This is a genomic window from Streptomyces sp. NPDC030991 (assembly GCF_055571235.1).
The window spans coordinates 98,939-119,447 of record NZ_JBVIFR010000002.1 but is presented as its reverse complement, the minus strand read 5'-3'; the positions used below and the strand labels follow the sequence as shown (position 1 = coordinate 119,447).

Annotated in this window: 17 protein-coding genes; 6 read left to right on the top strand and 11 right to left on the bottom strand. The window is 73.3% G+C overall.

The window, feature by feature from the left end; translation table 11 throughout:
* Nucleotides 1-111: 111 nt before the first annotated feature.
* The 5 genes from ACZ45E_RS04155 to ACZ45E_RS04135 form a co-directional block, all read right to left on the bottom strand.
* Nucleotides 112-942, bottom strand: a complete 831-nt coding sequence (locus ACZ45E_RS04155) for a chitosanase (RefSeq protein ID WP_468216287.1) — start codon at nucleotides 940-942, stop codon at nucleotides 112-114.
* A gap of 129 nt (nucleotides 943-1,071) precedes the next feature.
* Nucleotides 1,072-3,261, bottom strand: a complete 2,190-nt coding sequence (locus tag ACZ45E_RS04150; protein WP_468216285.1) for an alpha-N-acetylglucosaminidase — start codon at nucleotides 3,259-3,261, stop codon at nucleotides 1,072-1,074.
* Nucleotides 3,262-3,523: 262 nt separating this feature from the next.
* On the bottom strand, nucleotides 3,524-3,946 hold the full coding sequence (locus tag ACZ45E_RS04145; protein ID WP_468216282.1) for an acyl-CoA thioesterase: 423 nt from the start codon (nucleotides 3,944-3,946) through the stop codon (nucleotides 3,524-3,526).
* A 136-nt stretch (nucleotides 3,947-4,082) separates the two neighbouring features.
* The gene (locus ACZ45E_RS04140; protein ID WP_468216280.1) at nucleotides 4,083-4,754 is read right to left on the bottom strand and encodes a hypothetical protein; all 672 of its coding nucleotides are present in this window, start codon (nucleotides 4,752-4,754) and stop codon (nucleotides 4,083-4,085) included.
* A 99-nt stretch (nucleotides 4,755-4,853) separates the two neighbouring features.
* Nucleotides 4,854-5,456: a histidine phosphatase family protein gene (locus tag ACZ45E_RS04135; RefSeq protein WP_468216278.1), complete on the bottom strand. Its 603-nt coding sequence runs from the start codon at nucleotides 5,454-5,456 to the stop codon at nucleotides 4,854-4,856.
* 247 nt (nucleotides 5,457-5,703) lie between these two features.
* Here ACZ45E_RS04135 and ACZ45E_RS04130 point away from each other — a divergent pair, with 247 nt between their 5' ends.
* The 3 genes from ACZ45E_RS04130 (at nucleotide 5,704) to ACZ45E_RS04120 (ending at nucleotide 11,201) form a co-directional block, all read left to right on the top strand.
* Nucleotides 5,704-8,568, top strand: coding sequence for a DEAD/DEAH box helicase (locus tag ACZ45E_RS04130; protein WP_468216275.1), 2,865 nt, complete (start codon nucleotides 5,704-5,706; stop codon nucleotides 8,566-8,568).
* Nucleotides 8,565-9,875: an SWIM zinc finger family protein gene (locus ACZ45E_RS04125; protein WP_468216272.1), complete on the top strand. Its 1,311-nt coding sequence runs from the start codon at nucleotides 8,565-8,567 to the stop codon at nucleotides 9,873-9,875. Before ACZ45E_RS04130 ends, ACZ45E_RS04125 begins: the two co-directional genes overlap by 4 nt.
* Before the next feature lie 102 nt (nucleotides 9,876-9,977).
* The gene (locus ACZ45E_RS04120; protein ID WP_468216269.1) at nucleotides 9,978-11,201 is read left to right on the top strand and encodes a GNAT family N-acetyltransferase; all 1,224 of its coding nucleotides are present in this window, start codon (nucleotides 9,978-9,980) and stop codon (nucleotides 11,199-11,201) included.
* A 58-nt stretch (nucleotides 11,202-11,259) separates the two neighbouring features.
* Here ACZ45E_RS04120 and ACZ45E_RS04115 read toward each other — a convergent pair whose 3' ends face one another.
* The 3 genes from ACZ45E_RS04115 to ACZ45E_RS04105 form a co-directional block, all read right to left on the bottom strand.
* On the bottom strand, nucleotides 11,260-11,718 hold the full coding sequence (locus tag ACZ45E_RS04115) for a hypothetical protein (protein WP_468216267.1): 459 nt from the start codon (nucleotides 11,716-11,718) through the stop codon (nucleotides 11,260-11,262).
* A gap of 61 nt (nucleotides 11,719-11,779) precedes the next feature.
* Entirely contained in the window at nucleotides 11,780-12,400 is a 621-nt protein-coding gene (locus ACZ45E_RS04110; RefSeq protein ID WP_468216265.1) for a cysteine peptidase family C39 domain-containing protein, read from the bottom strand.
* Between the two features lie 31 nt (nucleotides 12,401-12,431).
* Nucleotides 12,432-13,640, bottom strand: a complete 1,209-nt coding sequence (locus ACZ45E_RS04105) for a pyridoxal phosphate-dependent aminotransferase (RefSeq protein WP_468216263.1) — start codon at nucleotides 13,638-13,640, stop codon at nucleotides 12,432-12,434.
* Nucleotides 13,641-13,765: 125 nt separating this feature from the next.
* Between ACZ45E_RS04105 and ACZ45E_RS04100 the strand changes: the two genes are divergently transcribed.
* Nucleotides 13,766-14,428, top strand: a complete 663-nt coding sequence (locus ACZ45E_RS04100) for a winged helix-turn-helix transcriptional regulator (protein WP_468216260.1) — start codon at nucleotides 13,766-13,768, stop codon at nucleotides 14,426-14,428.
* 219 nt (nucleotides 14,429-14,647) lie between these two features.
* On the opposite strand, the gene ACZ45E_RS04095 is transcribed toward ACZ45E_RS04100, so the two are convergent.
* Nucleotides 14,648-15,406: a hypothetical protein gene (locus ACZ45E_RS04095; protein WP_468216258.1), complete on the bottom strand. Its 759-nt coding sequence runs from the start codon at nucleotides 15,404-15,406 to the stop codon at nucleotides 14,648-14,650.
* Nucleotides 15,406-16,695, bottom strand: coding sequence for a VWA domain-containing protein (locus ACZ45E_RS04090; RefSeq protein WP_468216255.1), 1,290 nt, complete (start codon nucleotides 16,693-16,695; stop codon nucleotides 15,406-15,408). The genes ACZ45E_RS04095 and ACZ45E_RS04090 overlap by 1 nt, the downstream gene beginning before the upstream one ends.
* A gap of 188 nt (nucleotides 16,696-16,883) precedes the next feature.
* Between ACZ45E_RS04090 and ACZ45E_RS04085 the strand changes: the two genes are divergently transcribed.
* Nucleotides 16,884-17,444, top strand: coding sequence for a DMT family transporter (locus tag ACZ45E_RS04085; protein ID WP_468216253.1), 561 nt, complete (start codon nucleotides 16,884-16,886; stop codon nucleotides 17,442-17,444).
* Between the two features lie 186 nt (nucleotides 17,445-17,630).
* Complete coding sequence (locus ACZ45E_RS04080) at nucleotides 17,631-18,545, top strand: HipA family kinase (RefSeq protein ID WP_468216251.1); 915 nt, start codon at nucleotides 17,631-17,633, stop codon at nucleotides 18,543-18,545.
* A gap of 186 nt (nucleotides 18,546-18,731) precedes the next feature.
* Here the strand turns inward: ACZ45E_RS04080 and aceB are convergent, their stop codons facing one another.
* Nucleotides 18,732-20,363: a malate synthase A gene (gene aceB, locus ACZ45E_RS04075; protein ID WP_468216248.1), complete on the bottom strand. Its 1,632-nt coding sequence runs from the start codon at nucleotides 20,361-20,363 to the stop codon at nucleotides 18,732-18,734.
* Between the last annotated feature and the right edge of the window lie 146 nt (nucleotides 20,364-20,509).

Genomic DNA, 20,509 nt, shown 5'->3' with positions numbered 1-20,509 from the left:
AAGACCACCCCTCAGAGAGAGGGCACCGGGAGACAAAAACAAAAAACCAACACCACCCCCCCCCCCCCCCCCCCCCCCCCCCCCCCCCCCCCCCCCCCCGGGGCCGGGTCGTCACCCGATGTGGAAGCTCTCCCCGTAGACCTTCCAGTCCAGCGGCGGGTCCAGGTTCAGGTTGCCCTGGTTGAGGAAGACGCGCTGGGCCGTGTCGACGCGGCTGGTGTCGCTGTGCGCCTCCTCCTGCCGCATGGCCCACACCCGCGCGTCGAGGAACGCGTGCAGCCACGTCACCTCGGAGCCGCCCTGCGCGGGCGGCTTCGCCTTGCCGAGGGCGCGCTTGCGGATGCTACGGAAGCTGGTCGGGTCGGAGCCGTCGCCGTGCATCACGATCGCGTCGTAGTACGTGAACTGGCCGAGCGTGCCCACGCCGTCGGCCTTGCCCTGGCCGACCGACGGATTGAAGTAGACCCGGTCGCGCTCGTCGTTCTGCGCCTGCTGGAAGGCGGAGTCCTGGGCCGCCCTCGCCCAGTCGCGGGGGAAGTTCGGGTCGAGCCCGTCGTGCGAGTCGCTGCCGTCGACCTCGCGCAGCGCGGGCAGGTACTTCGCGAGGACGTTGCCGGGTTTGCGGGCGGTGTAGAGCTCGACGAGGTCGAGCATGTCACCGGTGCCCGAGCAGAAACCGATGATGCCGGCGGTGTAGCCGCGGCCGTCGTCTATGTCCTCGATGTACCCGTACTGGGCCTTCCAGTCGAGCGAGGAGTTCTCGGCGCTCGACACCAGCTTCATGGCGATCTCCTTCTTCGCCGGGTCGTCGAGCCCGTCGGCGCCCGACGGGGCGGGGGTGGCGCCGGCGAGCCGGGTGGAGAGCAGGGGAGCCGCCACGACGGTGGCACCGAGGAAGGTGAGAAGTGTGCGACGGGACGTGTGCGTGTGGGGGGTGAACACGGGTCCTCCTAGCGGAAGTTCGTCGTTCCATCGACCGTTAGGAAGGTTTCCTATCAGAGATTGAAGATGACGTATACCCGTCAAGACGGCTTTGTCGAAAGGGAGCTGCGGCCCGGCGGGCGGGATCTCTCAGGCCCGACGGAGGTGTTCGCGCACCTGAACAGCGATTTTGTACGTGTTCCCGGTCGGACGGGTGCGCAGTGCGCCGGGGTCGCGGATCCAGGCGTCCTCAAGGGCGAACCAGTCGACCGGACGAGGTGGGCGCCGCTCGTCGAGCGCCGTGCGCAGCGCCGCGAAGTACGTCGCCCACCGCGTGCGATAGAGGCCGCCGACGAGGCCGGCCCACTCCCGGTTGGCGTAGTCGCGCAGCCCCGCATCGGCCCCCGCGCGCGTTCCCCACGTCGTGACCAGGGACAACTGGTCGAGCGCGAGACGCTCGCGCTCCGCGTCGTCGGCGCCCCAGGCCCGCGCGTCCGCCACCCAGCGCCCCAGCAGGTGCCGGGCGTCGGTGGCGAGCAGCCGCTCCAGGAGGTCCATCAGGCCGAGCCAGTCACGGCTCAGCCGCTCCAGACCGGCCGCGTCCCCGGACTCGTACACATCCTTGATCCGGGGGAGCAGGGCGCGGCTGCGGTTCGAGAGGGCCTGGCGGGCCACGTCGAGGAGGTCGGTACGGTACGCCGACGAGCGCCGCAGCGCGGGATGTACGGCCAGCAGATGATCGAGCGCCTTCTCGAACTCGGCCGCGTCGTACCGCAGTTGTTTCGGCGACCATGACGCGGCGGACCTGGCCGCGAGGGAGGGGCGCGCCCCGAACAGGCCGTCCGCGCCCTCGCCCCAGCCGTCGGCGCGCGTCGTGCCGTACGCGGTGCGCCGCAGCACGTCCCAGGCCGCGACGGCCTCGCGGTCGTGCCCGCCGTACCGCGCGACCGACCACTCCTCGAACCAGCGCGGAAGATCCAACTCTCCCTCGCGCCAGGCCAGTTCGGAGAACAGCTCGAACGCCGCCGGGTTGTTGTCCGCGGCCTCGGGCAGCAGCGCCGTGCCGCGCAGGGCGCCACCCGGACGCGTCCGCCACCGGTCGTAGAGCTCCGCCCAGTCGCGGGTGTTGGCACCGAGCGCCGTGTGGCCGCCGAAGTTCCAGATGGAGCCGAACGCGTAGGGGGTGCCGTCCCAGTCCGCGTCACGGTCCGTCACCGTCGGGTAGTGGTCGGAGATGCCGTCGACGACGAGCATCCGCTCCTTGTCGACGGCGTTCACGATCGTCTTCGGCGGGTTGTGGCGCCAGCCCAGGATCACCCAGAGCGCCTGGGGATGCGCCGCGCGCAGGGCCTTCTCCACCCCCCGCGCCGCGTCGGCGACCGGCACGTCACCGGGCTTGCCGCCCTCGTGCAGAAGATCCATCTTGAACAGTTCCGCCGGGCCGAACATCGCTTTCTGCGTGCGGTAGAACGCGGCCGCCACGCGCGCGAAGTGCGGGCCGCGCGGATCCAGCCAGTCCGGCCGCCGGTACCCGTACCAGTCGCCCTGCGTCACCACGTGTGCGCCGGGGTTGCGGTCCGCGAACCCGGGCGGCACCGTGCCGTAGTAGCCGGGCAGCACCGGCCTCATCCCCAACTCCCGTACGCGGTCGGCGATCCGGCGTCCCAGCCGGGCCCGCTCCGCGAGCAGCCCGGCCGACACGGGGCCGCCCGCGGGGCCCGCCATGTTCTGCAGCAGCCACCACGGCTGATGGGCGGGGGAGGGGATCCACTCCCGCAGCTCACGGTCGCCGTACCCGAACCCGGTCAGCACCCGGTGGTACAGCGCGTCCGCGCCGACGTACACGAGCACCTCGTTGAAGCCGTGCAGGGCGAGCACGTCCAGCTCCCGCTCCCAGTACGACCAGTCGTGGTACGCGCCCGTGTAACCGTCGTTGGTGTCGTTGAGGGCGAAGCGGTGCGGGACGTTCGCGCGGCCGGTGAGCGGGTCCGGCGGGGCGGGCAGCAGGAGGGGGAGGTGGAGCTGCTCGCCCGTCCAGGAGATGTTGGCGTGCACCACGTGCTTCAAGTAGTGGCGCAGACCGGCGAGCTGGACGGCGGGCGAGGTGCCCGCGATCCGGATGCGGCCGAGTCGCCCGTCCACGCGGAAGCTGTCCTGCGCACCCGGCAGCGGCCGGAACACCAGCTGGTGCGCGTGATGGCCGAGCAGCCGACGCGCGGCGGCAGCCGCGGCGTGCGGGGAGCGGGGCACTGCGTCCTCCGGGCCGGCGGAGGCGTCCGCGCACGACACCAGGGCCGATCCGGTGAGCGCGGTCAGGAACGTGCGGCGAGCCAGGGACATGCTGAGTGCATACCCGTCCTGGCCGCGCGGGACGTGACGCCGCGCGGACGGTCCGGGGCGGGCCACGTGAACGGCGGGTGCGCCGGGGCCCCCACCGGGCCGGGGCGGGCGCGGGTCGGACGGTAGACGGACAGGCCGCACCGGCGGCTCAGCGCCCGGACCGGACGTCACCGGCGATGTCGAGCGGGCGCTCGGACGGCCGCCGCGCACGTTCGAGCAGTGGGCGGCGCCCCGCTCACCAGGGCGCACCTGGGCGCACGGGTCACAGGCCGAAGACGCCCGGGTCCGTCGCCAGCGCCTTGAAGACCTCTCTCGGGTCCTTGACGAGCTTGCGCTCGGTGAGGTCCAACAGGCCGCCCACCGAGACCACTTCGGCCGACACGATGCCGTCGCTCCTGCGCACCGTCTGGCGGATGCGGAACGTCTTGCCCTCGCCCCACTCGAAGACGCAGTCGACATCCACCTCGTCACCCGCGCGCAGCTCCCGCAGATAGCGGATGTTCGTCTCCAGGGCGACGGGGCCGACCCCGCGCTCCAGCAGACTGCTCTGCCGGATGCCGCCGCGGCGCAGGATCGACCAGCGCGCGTGCTCGGCGTACTGCAGATACACCGCCTGGTTGAGGTGCCCCTGCGAGTCGGTCTCGTACCCGCGGACCTCGATCCGGACGGAAAACGGCTCTGCCACGACGTTCCTCTCGACAGGCGGATGGTGCGGCGGCTCGATGATTCGGCGGCTCGACGATTCGGAGACTCGACGGTACGACGTCCGAGGGTTCGGCAGTACGGCCGGGTGCTCCCGACGCGGCGTGACGCTCGTCTTGTTAAGCCCGTCTCGGCGACGCCAGAAGGTACCGGCCGCCGCCGCGCGGCGCCGCGTGCTCGCTCACCTGCCATCCGGCCCGCTGGAGCGCCGCCGCGCAGGCCGCGAGGGCGGCCGGCTCCGGGTGGTGCACCGCGACGGCCTCGGGCTGCGGGGTGTCGGTCACCCGGTACCCCGGCGCCGAACCGCTCGCCGGGAGGCACTCCGCCGTCTCCAGGGCGAGCGCCGCCGCGTGCGCCAGGCGGCTGCGCTCCCAGGCGCAGGGCCGGTCCGTGGAGCCGTCGGCGGTGGTCATCCGGCGTATCTCCATGAGCCCCTGCCAGGCCGTCCGCACGTCGCGCGCCCGGGCCGGGGACGCGACGATGTCCGCCTCACCGCCGAGCCGCGCCGTGAACACGCCGTCGGACCCGGCCGGCCGGGGCGTGGCGATCGAGGGCGTGGCGGTCGAGGGCGCCGCCGACGGGGGCGCGGACCCGTCGGGCTCGTCCCCGGCCTCGCGGAGCCGGTGCCCGGCGGGGGTGAGGAAGTGGTCGTGCGGCGGGCGCGGATGCCGGAACGCCAGGTTCAGCACGACGAGCCGCGTCAGCTGGGCCGCGCTCCCGCTGATCCGGCCCGTCCGCGGGTCGGCGGCCTCGATGATGTGCCGCTGCGCGGCGGTCGGCGGTCTGGTCATGGCGCACCTCCTGCCGACGATGGTGCACGACGGCACTGACATCGACGCTGCCGCCCGGGTTCCGGCGGCCGGACGGACCCACGCGCCCCGGCCCCTCGGTCAGCTGCTCGGCGGCCGCAGGTTCCAGCCCGAGACCACCGGCCGGCCGTGTTCCGTGCTCAGCCGGCTCACCGTGCCGGTCGCGAGCAGGAAGTGCGAACCGCCCGAAGGCGGCAGGCCCAGGCGCCGTGCGGTCAGGACCCGCAGGAAGTGACTGTGCGAGACCAGCACCACGCTGCCCTCGTTGTTGGCGAGCGCCGCGTCGACCTTGGAGAGCATCCGGTCGGCCCGCTCGCCCACCTGCTCCGGGGTCTCGCCCGGGTGCTCGGGCGGCCCGGGCGGCACCCCGTCGTCGAACAGGTACCAGTCGGGGCGGGTGCGCTGGATCTCGCGGGTCGTCACGCCCTCGTAGGCGCCGTAGTCCCATTCCTTCAGGTCCGGGTCGACGGTGAAACGGTGCAGGCCGGCCAGTTCGGCGGTCTCGCGGGCCCGGCCCAGGGGGCTCACGAAGACGGCCCCTACGTGGTAGCTGTTGACGAGCGGCGCGACTCTGCGTGCCTCTTCGCGGCCGTTCTCGGTGAGCGGGATGTCAGTGAGGCCGGTGTGCTGACCGGTCAGCGCCCACTCGGTCTCACCGTGCCGGACGAGGAGCAGATCACCCACGGTTCACGCCTGTTCTGGGGTCGGTACGAGACAGGGACATTATCGAACGAACCGTACACCTGCGCCCCCGCACGAAGATCACGGGCCCGCCCGGCGGCGGACGGGACCCGTGCGGCAGCCCGCGGATCAGGGATTGTCGGACCCGGCCCGTAAGGTCTAGAGGTCCAGTGACGGGAGAGCCCACCGGGACAGGTCCACAGGTGTGAGTCCGTCGGCGTGAGCCGGCCGAGCGGAGAGGGGAGGTGACGTGGTCGTGCCGGAGCTGCCCGGCGTCGCCCTCGGCGCCGCCGCCGTCTTCCTGCCCGCCGCCCTGCCGCGCGAGGGGAGAATCGCGTTCTGGTCGCCGGACGGAGCGGGTCCCCCCGGCGCCACCGAGCTGATCACGGTCGTCCGCGCGCACGGCTCGGGGGTGCGCAGCCGCGAGGTACCCGCGCTCGTGCTGCCGGTCGTCGACGCGCTGCCGCTGCTCGTCCGGGCCCGCCGCACCAGGGGCGCGCACCCCGCCTCGGCCGCCTGGGGCGCCGCCGCCGCGCACGCCCTGCATCTGGTGGCGCGCGGCCGGCTGCTGCCCGGGCTCACCGCCTCCGACCACGACGCGTGGCGAGCGGGTCCGTTGGACGCGGACGACGTCGCGCAGCTCCAGGGCATCGCCGCCGCCCTGCCCCCGGAGGGCTACGCGACGCCGGTGCCCGGACGCCGCCCCCTCCGGCTGCCCGACCCCGAGGCCCTGGTCCGCGCCTTCGTCGACGCGGTCGCCGACGCGCTGCCGCGTACCCCGGCGGCGGCGCACGCGGCGGGCGCCCCGTTCGCCGCGGCGGCCGCGCAGCACATCCCGCACGCACGCCCCTGGGCCGTCGAGGCGGCGGCCGGACTCGACGCGGGGGTCCGGGTGTCGCTGCGGCTCGACCTCTCCCAGCAGCTGCTGTTCGACGCGGCGGAAGAGCCCGCGGCGCCCGACGAGCCGGCGGCCCGCCGCGCCGGAGCCGCCGTCGTCCAGGTGCACAGCCTCGCCGACCCCACGCGCGTGGTGGACGCGGCGCACCTGTGGGCCGGCGACGTCGAGGGCGACCACTTCGGGCCCCGCGCCCGCATCGACGCCATCCTCGCCGTGCGGCGCGCCGTCGCCGTCTGGCCGCCGCTCGGCCGGCTCCTGGAGCAGGACGTGCCGGACGTGCTCGCGCTCGCCGAGAGCGAGCTGATCGATCTGCTCGGACCCGGGGCGGCCCGCCTCGCCAGGGCCGGGGTCACGGTGCACTGGCCGCGCGAGCTGGCCCGCTCGCTCACCGCGACGGCCGTGGTGCGCGCGCAGACCGCGCCGGGTTCGGCCACCGACGGTACGGCCTTCTTCGACAGCGACGAACTGCTCGCGTTCAACTGGCAGCTGGCGCTCGACGGCGACCCGCTCACCGAGAGCGAGATGGACCGGCTCGCCGAGTCGCACCGCGCCGTGGTCCGGCTGCGCGACCAGTGGGTGGTCGTCGACCCCGACCTCGTCCGCAAGGCGCGCAAGCGGGAGCTGGGCCTCCTCCAGCCCGTCGACGCGCTCGCCGTCGCGCTGACCGGCGAGGCCGACGTCGACGGGGAGCGTGTCGCGGCCGTGCCCACCGGCCGCCTCGCCGAGCTCCGCGACCGGCTCACCCGGGGCATCGACGCCGTCGAGCAGCCCGCGGGCCTGCACGCGACCCTCCGCGACTACCAGCTGCGCGGCCTGGCCTGGCTCGACCTCATGACCTCGCTCGGCCTCGGCGGCTGCCTCGCCGACGACATGGGCCTCGGCAAGACGGTCACGCTCATCGCCCTGCACCTGCGCAGGGACCGGCCGGCGCCCACCCTGGTCGTCTGCCCCGCCTCCCTGCTGGGCAACTGGCAGCGGGAGATCACGAGGTTCGCCCCCGGCGTGCCCGTGCGCCGCTTCCACGGCGCCGAGCGGACCCTGACCGGGCTCGACGGCGGGTTCGTCCTCACCACGTACGGCACCCTGCGCACCCGCGCCGGGGAACTCGCGGGCCACACCTGGGGCATGGTCGTCGCGGACGAGGCACAGCACGTGAAGAACCCGAACTCGGCCACGGCGAAGGCCCTGCGCCTGATCGACGCCCCCGCGCGGGTGGCCCTCACCGGCACCCCCGTCGAGAACAACCTGTCCGAGCTGTGGGCGCTGCTCGACTGGACGACGCCCGGTCTCCTCGGCCCGCTGAAGACGTTCCGCGCCCTGCACGCGCGCACGGTCGAGGGCGAGGTCCCCCTCCAGGGCCAGGGCGGAGTCAACCCCGAGGCGATCGAGCGCCTCTCCCGCCTCGTACGCCCCTTCATCCTGCGCCGCAAGAAGTCCGACCCGGGCATCGTGCCCGAGCTGCCGCCCAAGACCGAGACGGACCACCCGGCGCCCCTCACCAGGGAACAGGCGTCGCTGTACGAGGCCGTGGTGCGCGAGTCCATGGCGAACATCGAGGCCGCCGAGGGCATCGGCCGCCGCGGCCTCGTCATGAAGCTGCTCACCTCCCTCAAGCAGATCTGCAACCACCCGGCGCAGTACCTGAAGGAGGGCGAGGGCGACGGCGGGCGCGCCCGTCTCGCGGGCCGCTCCGGCAAGCTCGCGCTCCTCGACGAGCTGCTGGACACGATCGTCGCCGAGGAGAACTCGGTCCTCGTCTTCACCCAGTACGTGTCGATGGCCAAGCTCCTCGCCACCCACCTGGCCACCCGGTCCATCCCCACACAGCTGCTGCACGGCGGCACCCCCGTCGCCGAGCGCGAGCGCATGGTGGACCGCTTCCAGGCCGGCGAGGCCCCCGTGTTCCTGCTGTCGCTGAAGGCCGCGGGCACCGGGCTCAACCTCACGCGCGCGGGCCACGTCGTCCACTTCGACCGCTGGTGGAACCCGGCGGTCGAGGAGCAGGCCACCGACCGCGCGTACCGCATCGGACAGACCCAGCCCGTCCAGGTGCACCGCCTCATCACCGAGGGGACCGTCGAGGACAGGATCGCCGAACTGCTCACGGCCAAGCGGGCGCTGGCCGACGCGGTGCTCGGCGCCGGCGAGGCGGCGCTCACCGAACTGACCGACCGGGAGCTGACCGACCTGGTCGCGCTGCGCAGGGGGTCGGCATGAGCCCCGCGACCGGCGGAGGGCACGCCGCGCACATCCCCGGCCGGGCCCGCACCGCCGAGCAGGCGCAGGCCCGGCACACGGACACCCGCCGCACGTTCCCGCCGGTGCCGCCCCGCGCCCGGCCGGGCGACGGATCCGCCCTGACCTGGTGGGGGAACGCGTGGGTGGACGCCCTGGAGGACACCGCCCTCGACCCGGCCCGCCTCGCGCGCGGCCGTGCCTACGCCGACCGCGGTCACGTCGACGCGATCACCGTCACCCCGGGCCGCGTCGTCGCCTACGTGCACGGCTCCCGGCCCCGCCCCTACCGGGCCGAACTGCGCCTGCGCACCCTGTCGGACGACGAGTGGACGCGCTTCGTGGAGACGGCCGCGGCCCGCCCCGACCACATGGCGTCCCTGCTCGACAAGGACGTACCGCACGCGCTCGCCGCCGCCGTCGACCTGCTCCCCGCGGTCGACGACCTGGTCCCCGCGTGCAGCTGCCCGGACCGCGCCGAGCCCTGCAAGCACGCGGCGGCCCTCTGCTACCAGACGGCCCGTCTCGTCGACGAGGACCCCTTCGTCCTGTTCCTGCTGCGCGGCCGCGGCGAGCAGGAGCTGCTCGCCGACCTCACGCGGCGCAACGCCGTCCACACGGCGCGGGAGCTGCGCCCGGCCGAGGCGCCGTCCCTCGACTCGGCCCCCGCACGGGAGGCGCTCGCCCGCGCGGGGCAACTGCCGTCGCTGCCCCCGGAGTTCCCCGCCCCGCCGCACCCCGAGCGCCCGCCGTCCTATCCGCAGGCCCCCGATGCCCCCGATCCGCTCGCCCTCGACCTGCTGGCCACGGAGGCCGGCGTCCGCGCGCACACCCTGCTGACCACCGGTGCCGACCCGCTGGCCGGCCTCACCCCCTGGCAGGACGCCGTCCGCCTGGCCGCCGCCCACCCCGGCTCGGGCCTCACCGCGGCCACCCGCGCGCTGTACGCCTCGCTCTCCCGCGGTACCGGCCGCACCCCCGCCGACCTCGCCCGCGCGGTCGCCGCCTGGCGCCAGGGCGGGCTCGCCGGACTGTCCGTCCTGGAGGAGGAGTGGGACCCGCCGGCCGGCCCCTTCGACCGCGCCCGCCCCGCCCTTCTCGCCACGGGCCACCCGGAGTTCCGCCCCCGCCGCAACCACCTGTCGACGGCGTCCGTCCAACTCCGCCTCGGCCGCGACGGGTTGTGGTACGGCTACGAGTCCGACCCGGGCCGCGACGACTGGTGGCCCAGGGGAGAGCCGGCCCCCGACGCCGTGTCGGCCCTGGTCTCCTTGCTGGACGGGAGCTGAGCCCCCTCACCCGTCAGCCCTCGCGGGTGAGCGAGGGCGCCGTCACGAAAATACCCAAGTCGCGGGATGCGGCACGGGTGTTCACCCGGCCAGACTCTCCCCATGACCACACCCCACCCCCTGCGCACCATCGAGGCCCACGAGTTCGAGGCATGGGCCCGGATGGCCACGACGACGTACGGCCAGGACTGGCGCGAGGGCGCCCTGCGCAACGCCCGCTCCGTGCACGATCCGGCGCGCACGATCGTCGCCCTCGACGGCCGGGACATCGTCGGCGGCGCGACGGTCTACGGCCGCACCCTGACGGTCCCCGGCGCCTTCACACCCGTCGCGGGCATCGCGCTCGTCGCGGTCCTGCCCACCCACCGGCGGCGCGGCATCCTCACCGCGATGATGCGCAAGCAGCTCACCGAGCTGCACGAGTCGGGCGGCGAACCGGTCGCGGCCCTCAACGCCGCCCAGGCCACCATCTACGGCCGCTTCGGGTACGGCATCGCCTCCCACCGCTCCGAACTCCGCGGCGACAAGCGGCACATGGCGCTGCGCCCCGATGTCGACCTCGGTGACGGCACCATCCGCCTGAAGACCCGTGACGAGGCACGCCCGCTGCTCGAGAAGGTCCACGACACCGCTCGCCGGCAGACGCCCGGCTGGGTCGACCGGGCCGAGAAGTACTGGGACGCCCGGCTCTACGACGCCGAGCACATCCGCGACGGCGCGACCGAGCTGCGCTACGCGCTGCACACCGAAGCCGGCGGCGACACCACCGGTTACGTCCTCTACCGGTCCAAGGGCAGTACCGCGCAGGTCGTGGAAGTCGCCACCACCAGCCGCCACTCCCATGCCGCCCTGTGGCGGTACCTCATCGAACTCGACGCCCACGACCACCTCACCTGCGACGTGGCCGTCGACGAGCCGCTGCTGCACCTGCTGCTCGACCCGCGGGCCGTACGCGCCACCGTCACCGACAACCTGTGGGTGCGCCTGGTCGACGTCGGCCGGGCCCTCGCCGCCCGGCGCTACACCGCGCCCGTGGACCTCGTCATCGAGGTCGAGGACACCTTCTGCCCGTGGAACGCGGGCCGCCACCGGCTCACCGCCGACGCCGGCACCGCCCTGTGCGAACGCACCCGGGACCGCCCCGACCTGCGCCTGACCGTCGCCGAGCTGGGCGCGGCCTACCTCGGCGGCCCCACCCTGTCGGCCCTCGCGGCGGCGGGCCGGGTCGAGGAACTGACCCCCGGCGCGGTGGCGGCGGCCTCCCTCGCCTTCCGCGGCACACGCGAACCGTTCCACCCGTCCGGCGCGGCCTTCCCCGCTTTCTGAAGCCGCTTTCTGAAGCCGCCTTCTCCACCCGCGGTCCGCACCCGCCTTCCGCAGGCGCCTACTGCACGCTCGGCGCCGCCGCCTCCACGAACGCGGAGAGCGCGTCCTTGCAGCGCCGCGAGCGCTGGTCGCGGTCCTGTTCGTCGGCGGCCTCGTGCAGGCAGTTCGCCAACTCGAAGGCGGTCTCGGCCAGTTGCCGCAACCTCGGTACGTCACAGACCAGTTGGACCCGGGTCAGCGCCTGGCGCGCCGCGATGCGGGCCTCGTACGAGGCGAAGCGCGCCGCCTCCGCGTCGGGCGCGCCGGGGTGTTCCTTGGCGCGGAACCAGCGGTCGTTCTGGCCGCGCCGGTAGTCGAGAAGGGCGCCGGTGAACCCGCTGTAGGCGGCGATGCGTTCCTGGCGGAGCTGTTCGGCGCGGGCCAGTTCCGCGCCGCGCACCGTCGCGCGGCTCTGGAAGTAGTGCGTGACGACCGAGCCCAGCAGGGTGCCGAGGACCGCTATCAGTGCCGCGTCCAACGTTGCGTACTCCTCACAGGTGCGATGTGCCGTACGAGGACCGGGTGGAGGAACGGGCAGGCTACGCCTTCGCCGCCAGCGACATGCCCCGCCCCGCGAAGTACTCCCCGAACCGCTCCGCAGGCAGCTCCGCCGTACGCGTCGCCGGGTCCGTGCCCGACGGGTTGTGGAAGTGGAAGCCCGTACCGTCCGGCGTGCGGGAGGTGACCAGGACGAGGTGGCCGCCGCGGCCGGGGGAGGGTTCGTGGGGGCGGCGGATCGCGTAGTGGACGGAGGCGATGACGAGGCGGCCGGCGTCGAGCAGCTCGCCGATCCCGTCCGTCGTCAGCTCGCGGTGCACCCGCGCCTCGACGCCGTGCGCCTCGTGGAGGTACGCGGCGGCGGGGGCGTAGATCATCCCGTGGATCTCGCCGTCGGCGTCCACGGTGTACGCGCCGAACTTCAGGGCGCCGTCGCGGAGTTCGAAGAGGGAGGGTGCCCCGGCGCCGAGCGCCATGCGCAGGCAGGTCGCCCCGCACAGGTGCCCGCACCAGCGCGCGTAGTCCTCCACCGTGCTCGCCCCGGACTCCCGCCACGCGGGGTCCCGCGCCCGGTCGAACTCACCCGAGACGATCGCGCCGACCAGGTCGGGCGAGGCGTACTGGGTGTGGCTCGGGTACCCGCAGGTGGTGCAGGGCGTCACTGACTCTCCCGTCGGTCCGGCGAGCGCCGCGTCACTGGCGGTAGCCGCTCAGGAAGCGGCCGATGCGGCTGATGGCGGCGTCGAGATCATCAGCGTACGGGAGGGTGAGGATGCGGAAGTGGTCGGGCCGTGGCCAGTTGAAGCCGGTGCCCTGGACCACCTGGATCTTCTCGCGCAGCAGCAGGTCCAGGACGAACTTCTCGTCGTCCACGATCTTGTGGACCTTCGGGTCGAGCCGGGGGAAGGCGTACAGGGCGCCCTTCGGTTTGACGCAGCTGACGCCGGGGATCTCGTTCAGCTTCTCCCACGCCTTGTCGCGCTGTTCGTGCAACCGGCCGCCGGGCCTGGTCAGTTCGCGAATCGACTGGCGGCCGCCGAGTGCGGCCTGGATGGCGTACTGCGCGGGCGCGTTCGGGCACAGCCGCATGGAGGCGAGCATCGTCAGCCCCTCCAGGTAACTCTTGGCGTGCTGCCGCGGGCCCGTGACGACCAGCCAGCCGGAGCGGAAACCCGCGACGCGGTACGTCTTGGAGAGGCCGCAGAAGGTGAGGACGACGAGGTCGGGGGCGAGGGCGGCGGCGCTGTGGTGGACCGCGTCGTCGTACAGGATCTGGTCGTAGATCTCGTCGGCGAAGACCATCAGGCCGTGCCGGCGGGCGAGGTCGAGGATGCCCTCGACGATCTCCTTCGGGTAGACGGCGCCGGTGGGGTTGTTCGGGTTGATGATGACGACGGCCTTGGTGCGGTCGGTGATCTTGGCCGCCATGTCGTCCAGGTCCGGGTACCAGTCCGACTGTTCGTCGCAGAGGTAGTGCACGGCCTTGCCGCCGGAGAGCGTGGTGACCGCGGTCCACAGGGGGAAGTCGGGGGCGGGGACGAGGACTTCGTCACCGTCTTCGAGGAGCGCCTGGACGGCCATGGTCACCAGCTCGGAGACGCCGTTGCCGAGGAAGACGTCGTCGACGCCGACATCGAGGCCGAGCGCCTGATAGCGCTGGGCGACGGCGCGCCGGGCCGAGAGGATGCCGCGCGAGTCGGTGTAGCCGTGCGCCTGCGGGAGCATCCGGATCATGTCCTGGACGATCTCCTCGGGCGCCTCGAAGCCGAACAGCGCCGGGTTGCCGGTGTTCAGGCGCAGCACGCTGTGGCCCGCCTCCTCCAGCGCGTTGGCGTGCGCGATCACCGGGCCGCGGATCTCGTAGCAGACCTCGCTGAGCTTGCTCGACTGCCGGAACTCCATGCGCGTGCCCTCCAGGCGGACCAGGTGTCTGTGCGTACCGGGGTCACTGGTGTTGCTTCGGTGACTTACTTGGTTTTACCAAGCTTGAGCTTGGAAAGTCCAACAAGTTGCATAGACTGCGAGTCATGCCACGCCGAAGCTACGACCAGTACTGCGCCGCCGCCCGCGCCCTCGACGCCGTCGGCGACCGTTGGACGCTCCTGATCGTCAGGGAGCTCCTCGCGGGTCCGCGCCGCTACACCGATCTGCACGCCGACCTGCCCGGTGTCAGCACGGACATGCTGGCCACCCGGTTGAAGGACATGGAGCGCGACGGACTCGCCACGCGGCGCAGGCTCGCCGCCCCCGCCTCGGTGTACGTGTACGAACTCACCGACCGCGGGCGGCAGTTGCTCCCCGTGCTGGTGGCGCTGGGGGAGTGGGGCGCGGCCGAGCTGGGCGAGCGCCGGCCCACGGACGCGGTGCGGGCGCACTGGCTGGCGCTGCCGGTGCTGCGCGAGCTGACCGGTCTCGGGGAGCGCGGGGTGGCCGAAGTCCGGCTCGACGAGGGGCGGTTCTGGGTCCGGGTGGGGGATGAGCCCGGGTACGGGGACGGGCCGTACGAGGGCGGCGAGGCCGATGTGCGGATGGTGCTCGGCGCGGAGGCGGGGGGCGCGGTCGCGCGGGGGGAGATGGGGCTGGTCGAGGCGGTTCGGTCGGGGCGGGCCGAGGCCGAGGGGGACGGCCCGCTGGCCGCGGCGCTGGGCTCTCGGCGGTCGGGGGAGGGGGCCGAGTCCCTCGCGGGTTGAGCCGGCGTTCTCGGGTGCGGTGCCGTCGTGGCCGCGCCCTTTGAGGGGCTGAGGCCGCTCTGTGGGCGCTGTGCCGCCGGTCGCGCGGTTCCCCGCCCGCGTCCCTGAGGGGGCAGGCGGGGCCGATTGCGCGGGCCCCCGCGCTCCTGGCGGCGTCGACGTCCGTCGCGGGTGCGCCGCCGTCGTTGTTTCCGAGGGACGGGGGCGCACCCGGTGACGTCAGGCCGTCGGTGGCACCCGCCCGGGGGGGCCCGAACCCCGTGTCAGGGTGTACCCGCCGATCCCGGCGAGCGCCGCGAGCACCGCGCCCGCGCCGGTCCAGAGCCAGCGGCTGGTCCACCAGCCGGAGGCCCAGTCATGGTCGTCGGCGGTCCCGGTCGAGCCGGGGACCAGCGGGGTCGACAGCGAACCGTCCACCGCGGCCGCGCCGCCCATGTCCTTCGAGGCCGCCTCGACCGACGCCGACACCGGCAGCCCGAGATCGCTGTCGGCGAGCCCGGTCACCGTGAGCCGCACGTAGTACGTGCCGGGCAGCGGGTCGTTCGCCCACGGCTCGGACCAGGCCCGCACCGCCCGCAGCGTGCACGCGAGGTCGGCGCGCGCCGCGTCGGCGGCCACCGTGCGCGCCTGCGTCCCGTACATGCAGGACTGGCGGCGGCGCAGACCGTCGTACACGTCGATCCGCCAGGTCTGCGCGCCGTGCCTGGCCTGCGCGTCGGGCAGGTCGACCGTGGCCCGTACCGTCGGCCGCTGCCCGGAGTCGGCCGGGAACGACCAGTACAGGTAGTCACCGGTGGACGCGCTAGCCGTCGCCTTCTGCTCCTGCGCGATCGGCGTGGCCGTACGGAACGACGTGCCCGCCTCCGTCGGCGCCTTCTCCCCGCCGTCGTCGCCGGCGGCGACGGCGCTCCCCGTGAACGCCGCGAGGGACGTGAACCCCAGCAGCAGTCCCGTCACGAACAACCTTGTACGGCGCATCAGTTGGTCCTCCATACGGCGACTCGCCAGCGCGAGACCCAGCCCCACAGCACACCCGCGAGGAAACCGACCACGACCAGCGCGGCCAGCAGCCACCAGCCGTGGCCCAGGCCGAACGCCGCCACGTCGGACGCCGCGTCGGGGCCGTCCACCACGTCGACAGCCAGCTCGACCGGCAGGCCCGGAGTGGTCTTCACCGACGCGGGCGCGGAGTAGGAGTTCGAGACCTGGAGGCAGACCGTCTCCGGCTGCGCCTCCTCGTCGTCCGACGAGTCCTCCTCGGCCTTCGGGTAGCGCAGCCCCGTCGAGATGACGTCGGTGCGCCCGTCGCCGGACTCCTGGCCGCGCACGATCTCCCGGCCCCGCGTCGTGACCGCGCGCAGCAGCACGCCGTAGTCACGGTCGACGGCCCGGTCGGCCGCCACGCTCACCGAGGCGCGCAGCTCCTTGCCCGGCTCGACGTCGACCCGGTAGTAGCGGTGCTCGCCGAACTTCTCCCGGTCCGTGTAGAGGCCGGACTTCAGCTCGGGCGCGTCCGCGCACTGCGCGGCCCCGTCGACGGCGACGGGCGTGACCACCGGATCGGCCGCCCGGTCCACCAACTGGCCAACCCTGTCCGTCAGTTCGTCCTTGTGCCGGACCGAGGTGTACGTGCCACCGGTGGCGTCGGCGATGCAGGAGAGCTGCGCGCGGGTCTTGGCGTCGGCCACCAGGCCCAGCGTGTCGATGGTGAGGCCGATGCCCTTCGCGGCGATCTCGCGGGCCACCTCGCACGGGTCGAGCGGCTGGCAGGTGTCCTCGCCGTCGCTGATGAGGACGATGCGGCGGGTGCCGCCCTCCTCGCCCGTGTCCAGGTCGTCGGCGGCCTTCAGCAGGGCCGGGCCGATCGGCGTCCAGCCGGTGGGGCTCAGCGTCGCGACGGCCGTCTTGGCGTCCGTGCGGTCCAGCGGGCCGACGGGGTAGAGCTGCGCGGTGTCCTTGCAGCCCGTCTTGCGGTCCTCGCCCGGGTAGTCGGCGCCCAGCGTGCGTATGCCGAGCTGGACCTCCTCGGGCGTCGCATCGAGCACCTCGTTGAACGCCTGCTTCGCCGCGGCCATCCGGGAGTCGCCGTCGATGTCGCGGGCGCGCATGGAACCGCTGACGTCCAGGACGAGTTCGACCTTGGGGGCGGGCTTGTCCCCGGCGGGCTCGTCGGCGGCCGCCGCGCTGCCGACGGGCGCGATGCCGCCCAGGGCCAGGGCGGCGAGCAGGGCGCCCGCGCCCGCCCCTAGCCGTTGTCTAGTGATCATCGGCGGATCTTATGGATCAAGATGGGAACATGCCAAAACGAGGGCTCGTCCGGAGCCCTCCCCCACCCGGGCCGCAGCGGTGGGGACTTGTCGCCAGAGGTGACGCGGGTGACGCGCGGCGGCCGGGCTCAGGCGTGCCGGAAGACGCCGGGTGTGATGCCGTACACCCGCTGGAACCACCGGGTGAAGTGCGCCTGGTCGGCGAAGCCGGTGAGCAGTACCCGTCCAGGCTCGCCGGAGACGCGCTGTTCCTCCTGAGCGCGTTGTGCTGGGCCGCCTTCACGCTCGCCGGGCCCCGCGTGCTCTCCGGCATCGACCCGCTGCGCGCCACCGCGTACGCCACGTGCACGGGAGCCGTGCTGCTGGGCGTGCTCGCCGCGCCGGACCTGCCGGACGTCGACTGGCCAGGGCTGCCGCCGAGCGTCTGGCTGAACGCCGTCTACCTGGCACTGGGCGCGGCCGCCGTCGCGAACCTGCTGTACTACCGGGGGGTGGGGGCCGTGGGACCGGCCTCGGCGTCGTTGATGATGTTCACCGTTCCGGTGGTCAACACGGTGTGCGGCACCGTGTTTCTGGGCGAGTCCTTCACCCTGTCGCAGTCGGTGGGGGCCGTGATCCTGTCGGCGGGGGCTGTCCTCGCCGCCCTCCACGACCGTCCTTCCCGGCACCGCACACCCGTGACACCGAAGGGGGCCGAAGTGCCCACCGCCCCTCGGAAGCGCTCGGCCCGCGACTGCGGCGCGGAGTGAGTCCGTGGCAAAGACGCGGAGCCCGTGGGGCGCGGGCGCCGAGTCGCGGGCGTCCCGCTCCGGCTGTCACGCTTGATTACTATGCTCACTTCATGCTGGAGACCGGAGGCGAAGGCCGCGTCCGGATCACAGCACCTCAGAGGTGGCCGTGAAACTTGTGATGGACGCGCGACAGGACCTTGGAACATGCTGAGAGAGGTCGCCGCCACCCGCTACATCGAGCCTCTGCGGTCCGGCGGCTCCGTCCCCGGTGTCGTCGAGGCCGACGACCTGGGCACGTACGTCCTGAAGTTCACCGCGTCCGCGCAGGGCGTCAAGGCGCTGGTCGCCGAGATCGTCGTCGGGGAGCTGGCCCGTCGGCTCGGACTGCGCTTCCCGGAGCTGGTCCTCGCTCACTTCGATCCGGCGATCGCCGCCGACGAGCCGCACCAGGAGGTCCAGGACCTGCTGCGGGCGAGCGCGGGGCTCAACCTCGGCATGGACTTCCTGCCGGGCGCCGCCGACTTCACCCCCGAGGTCGCCGAGGTCTTCCCGGTGGACCCGCTGGAGGCCGGCCGGATCGTCTGGCTCGACGCGCTCACCGTCAACGTCGACCGCACCGTGCACAGTTCGAACCTGATGGTGTGGCCCACGTTCGGCACGGCCCCGCCGCGGCTCTGGCTCATCGACCACGGCGCCGCGCTCGTCTTCCACCACCGCTGGGAGGGGGCGACGCCCGACAAGGCGTACGACTTCCGGCACCACGCGCTGGGCGGCTACGGCCCCGACACCCGCGCGGCCGACGCCGAACTGGCGCCGAAGGTCACCGAGGAGCTGCTGCGCGAGGTCGTCGCTCTCGTCCCGGACGCGTGGCTCACCGGCGAGCCGGGCTTCGCGACGCCGGACGACCTCAGGGACGTCTACGTCACCTATCTCCTGGCCCGCGCCCGCGCGTCCGCGGCGTGGCTGCCCACCGATTTTCCGAGCCGCGACGTACTGGCCGCGGTGGATGCGCGGCGGGCGGCGGCGACGCGGCGGGGGCGGCCCGCCTGGCTCAAGCGGGTGCCGGATCTGCACGGTAAGCCTGGCGCCGAGCAGGACTGGTCCGTGCACCTGGGCTGAGCGGGTCGTCACGTCGGCCGCGGGCCCGGTGGAGCTTCTCGCGCAGTTCCCCGCGCCCCTGAAAGGCGCACTGCGTGCTCCAGGGGCGCGGGGAAGTGCGCGACCAGCCACGACGATGCCCGCACCCGGCGACGCACGCCGAGACCCCCGGCGCTGTGCGGTGCCGGGGGTCTCGGTGCGGACCGGTCAGCCGAGCCGCTCGTACGCGGGCAGCGTCAGGAAGTCGGCGTAGTCCGCGTCCAGGGAGACCTGGAGCAGCAGATCGTGCGCCTCCTGCCACTTGCCGGCCGCGAAGGCCTCCTCGCCGATCTCGGCCTTGATGTTCGCCAGCTCACCGGCGGCGACCTCGCGGGCCAGGTCGGCGGTGGCGGTCACCGTCTCGCCGTCGCGCTCGAAGACGACACCGGCGTTGATCCACTGCCAGATCTGCGAACGCGAGATCTCGGCGGTGGCGGCGTCCTCCATGAGGTTGAAGATGGCGACGGCGCCGAGGCCGCGCAGCCACGCCTCGATGTACCGGATGCCGACCTGGACGGCGTTGACGAGACCGTCGTACGTAGGCTTCGCGTCGAGCGAGTCGATGGCGATGAGGTCACCGGCGGCGACGGACACGTCCTCGCGCAGCCGCTCCTTCTGGTTCGGCTTCTCGCCGAGGACCGCGTCGAAGGACGCCATGGCGATCGGCACGAGGTCGGGGTGCGCGACCCACGAGCCGTCGAAACCGTCGCCGGCCTCGCGGTCCTTGTCGGCGCGGACCTTCTCGAACGCGACCTTGTTGACCTCCGCGTCCTTGCGGGACGGGATGAAGGCCGCCATGCCGCCGATGGCGTGCGCGCCGCGCTTGTGGCAGGTGCGGACGAGGAGTTCGGTGTACGCCCGCATGAAGGGGGCGGTCATCGTCACGAGGTTGCGGTCCGGCAGGACGAACTTCTGGCCGCCGTCACGGAAGTTCTTGACGATGGAGAAGAGGTAGTCCCAGCGCCCGGCGTTGAGGCCGCTGGCGTGGTCGCGCAGCTCGTAGAGGATCTCCTCCATCTCGTACGCGGCCGTGATGGTCTCGATGAGGACCGTGGCGCGGACGGTGCCCTGCGGGATGCCGACGTACTCCTGGGCGAAGACGAAGATGTCGTTCCAGAGGCGGGCCTCCAGGTACGACTCGGTCTTCGGCAGGTAGAAGTACGGGCCCTTGCCGAGCTCGATGAGGCGCTTGGCGTTGTGGAAGAAGTAGAGGCCGAAGTCGACGAGCGCGCCGGGCACGGGCGTGCCGTCCCCGTCCACGAGGTGGCGCTCGCTCAGGTGCCAGCCGCGCGGGCGCATGACGACGGTGGCGAGCTCGTCGGCGTCCTTGAGCGCGTACGACTTGCCGGTGCGCTCGTCGGTGAAGTCGAGGGAACGGTGGTAGGCGGCGGTCAGGTTCAGCTGGCCGCCGATGACGTTCTCCCAGGTCGGCGCCGACGCGTCCTCGAAGTCGGCGAGCCAGACCTTCGCGCCCGAGTTCAGCGCGTTGATCGTCATCTTGCGGTCGGTGGGGCCGGTGATCTCGACGCGGCGGTCGTTCAGCGCGGCGGGAGCGGGGGCGACCTTCCAGGAGTCGTCCGCGCGGATCGCGGCGGTCTCCGGACGGAAGTCGAGCGTGGAGGTGCGGGCGATCTCGGCGCGGCGCTCGGCGCGGCGGGCGAGGAGCTCGTCACGCCGGGGCGTGAACAGCCGGTGCAGCTCGGCCACGAAGGCGAGGGCCGCATCGGTGAGCACCTCGTCCTGCCGGGGCAGGGGCGCGGCGTCGACGATGGCCAGCGGGGACGGCGCTGGTGCGGACATGAGGCTGTCACTTCCTTCAGCGAGCGGGCGCGGGCGTCGGCACGCAGTGCCGGGCGCGTCCGGGTACGACTGCTGGCCCCTCTGCGGGGGACCGGCCCTTCTGATCAGTGGATACTAGTTTCCTCATTGTGGAAGTTCAATCGTTT